Below are 2,993 nucleotides of genomic sequence, written 5' to 3'. Positions count from 1 at the left end.
TCTCCCTTCCGTTCCTCCGAGAGTTTGGCCTCTCCCATGTAGTCGTCCGACAACGCTTCGTAGTACCGATGCATGTGGACCAGCGCATCGAGAATGCGCGTATACGCCTCGGCCTTGCGTTCCCACCAACGTTCCGAGATGAACCGCCTACGGGCCAGAAAGGACGTGAACAACGATGAGATGACCCCAACGATGCCGAGATCGATGTAATGCGACAACCACTCCATCCGGAAAGTGCTCAGTCAATGTCGAACGCGCCCGCTCGGGCGATAGCGAAACGTCGACATCGTTACGGTATCTCGCCCGCAGGCTTTGCTCGTGACGCCACATCCACGATGGTGTCGAGTACCTGACTCACCTCGGGATCGATCTGAACGCGCGGCACGTAGCGCGCTAGCACATGGTAGTCAGTCTTCTGCAACAGATTCGGCAGACTGAGCTTCTTGAAGAACGCAACGAACAACCGATCGAGGAAGTCGTCACTCGCCTTCGTGTTCATCCACCAAGTGTCCGAATGATCGCGGAGCGCAGCGCGCGGCACGAAGTCCTCGATGCACTCTTGCATAACGCGGCGTCGCCGCTCCGCCTCAGATCGTTTGAACAGGGGCCCCGCCGCCGCTTCCTCGCTTGACGACTCGGCGTACGACAGGAGCGTGTCCGGCTGACAGAGGTAATTCTCAATCTCGCGCCGATGCCACATCTGTTCCCGCAGCTCCGGGGTCGGCTGCAGCGCGCGGTCGAGCCGGTCGCAGAGCAGAAAGCCGACCAAGTCTGCCTTCGCTTCACGCAAGCCATAGAAGTGGTCGCGCGCCCGCTGCGGCTGGTTCTGAATGTAATGCACGAACGGTCGCTCCAGGATGACGCGCACCGGGTGTTCAAGCGTGTCCGCAAACGCCCGCAGGATGGCAAGATCGGTGGAGCCTTCAAGATACAGGACCCAGCCCACTTGCTCGGCTTGGTAATAGTGTTCGAAGCCGATCTCCTTCAGCGATTTCAGCAGCTGACTCCCACGGTCGTCGATACGATGCGGCTTGCCGACGAAGGCCACCACGACATCGCGATCGGCCGCCTCATTGAGGATGACCTCCGAATGGCTTGCCGCAATGATTTGGCTCCGCTGCTCGCGTGCAGCTTCGGTGAGCACCTGGTAGATTTGCCGTTGCCGCAGGATTTCGAGATGGGCGTCCGGCTCGTCGAGAAGTAGGACCGAGCCGGGGTTCACCGCGAGGTGGGCAAGCAGCAACAGTGTCTGCTGCAATCCCCTGCCTGACGACGAAAGATCTAGCCGCACACCCGACGCCTCGCGGTAGGTCATCGTAATCTCGCCCCGCTCGGCGATGTAAGTTGGCTCATCCAGCGCAATGCCGAACAGGTTCTTAATCCGCTCGCGCACGCGCTTCCAACGCTCCTCGCCGTCTTCGCCACTCAGAATCTGGAAGCAGAGGTTGCGTAGAACTTCTGCGGTTCGCCCTTCGCCGAGTCGAACGTTGATCGCGCCTGGATCGAGTCGGGTTTCGCTCGCCGACAAGCCTGACATGGGTGGCAGAAAGGCTACGCGGATGTCAGTGCACTCGTCCGGGAGGGACATTCGCTCTGGATTCTTGTCTTCAGAACGGCGCAGCAGCCGGCAGTAGAATGACTCCTCGTTGGCGTAGTCGAATTCCAGCCCGCACGCCCACGGTTTGTCCTCAGTCACCCCCTCAACCGTGATGTCGATCCGGATGTTCTTCGTCTCCTGCTTGCCGTTCACCTTCTGCACGTCGCGCACATGCAGATCGCGCCATAGCAGGTTGGCGTCAGGAACAGGAACGGCAATCAAATCCCGGCGGTTTATGGTGACGCCTGGCCGCTTCTCCGGCGTCGCCTTTCCTGCCCGCTTCTCGTTCCAACGACGAAGTCCGATGTCCCACAGGGCCAGTGCCTGCAGGGCGGTGGTCTTTCCCGAGTTGTTCGGTCCGATGAGGACGACGGGGTTGCCGAGTTCGATCTCGACCGCTCCAAAGCGCTTGAAGTTACGGGCGATCAACTTCGTCAGCATTGCACTCGTTCTTAGCGGAACCGGCCCGGAAACCCAACAGAGCGTCGATAGCGGCGGTCCTCCAGGCGGTCCCGGCTCATCGCGGCGCATCCGCCCGTGCCAGCAGCTCCGTGAAATCGTAGTTCACACTGGTCACTCCGAAGTCAGGTTCTCGGTGAAAGGGGCGGTGCACGTAGTGAACGCGATGCGCGTCGCCGTCCATGAACTCCACAATTGCCAGAATGAAGTCGTCGGGCTTGTTGAGGGAGTAGAGGATCTCGTTCCTGGTCACCGTGATTGTATCGGCGCCGGTGATGCGACCCTTCACCTCGATGAAGCGCAATCGCCCCGTGCCAGGGATGCGGCTTTCGACGTCGTAGCCAAGCTTTTCGGTCTCGCGGTCAGTCGGCTCAAAGCCCAGGCGGCTCTCGATCTCCATCACGATCGCGCGGGCGCGCGCCGCAGCGGCCTGCGTGTCGGGCGAGGCCGCAGGTGTTCGGGCCGAGCGGCCGATCATCTTCGCAATCAGACCCGCTGGCACCACCAGCAAGCCGCCAAGGACCACGGGTGGCAGTGGTGAGATTTGCTGCTCTAGCTTCAGCTCCTCCATTCGCTTCTCGAGACGCGCCTGCAGCAGGTCCGCGCGCTTTCTTGCCTCGCCGGAGTTGAGGCGGCCGTTGGGCTTGCCCGCCTGCTCCTGCAGCTTGAGCTGCTCTGCCCGGTGATCCCAGTAACTGATCTCCTTGGTGAGCCGATCCTTCACTGCGGCTTCCGTCTTGGCGATGAGGCCCAGCTTGCGCGAGCGGACCTCCGCCAGATGTTCCGGCACGACGTGCGCGATGGCGTGGCCCTGTGCCTTCTGCTCCAGCTCGCGGCTGATCCAGGCACACTCCGGACGCGCAAGGAAGGCATCTACGCCGGGCTCGTCGGCCGCGAGCGGTCGGTAGTCAAGGTACGGCGCGTACTGCAGGTGCCG

Annotated in this window: 3 protein-coding genes; all 3 read right to left on the bottom strand. The window is 61.6% G+C overall.

The features are described 5' to 3' along the window. Positions 1-227 (bottom strand): hypothetical protein (locus VF515_05015; GenBank protein HEX7406996.1); only part of this gene is annotated, 227 nt, incomplete at its 3' end. A 62-nt stretch (positions 228-289) separates the two neighbouring features. Then, positions 290-2,038: an AAA family ATPase gene (locus tag VF515_05010; protein ID HEX7406995.1), complete on the bottom strand. Its 1,749-nt coding sequence runs from the start codon at positions 2,036-2,038 to the stop codon at positions 290-292. 76 nt (positions 2,039-2,114) lie between these two features. Further along, the coding region (locus tag VF515_05005) for a DUF3883 domain-containing protein (GenBank protein ID HEX7406994.1) at positions 2,115-2,993 on the bottom strand (879 nt) is incomplete at its 5' end.

Source organism: Candidatus Binatia bacterium, assembly GCA_036382395.1.
Taxonomy (GTDB): Bacteria; Desulfobacterota; Binatia; order HRBIN30; family HRBIN30; genus JAGDMS01.
This window is presented reverse-complemented; position numbering and strand designations above follow the sequence as displayed.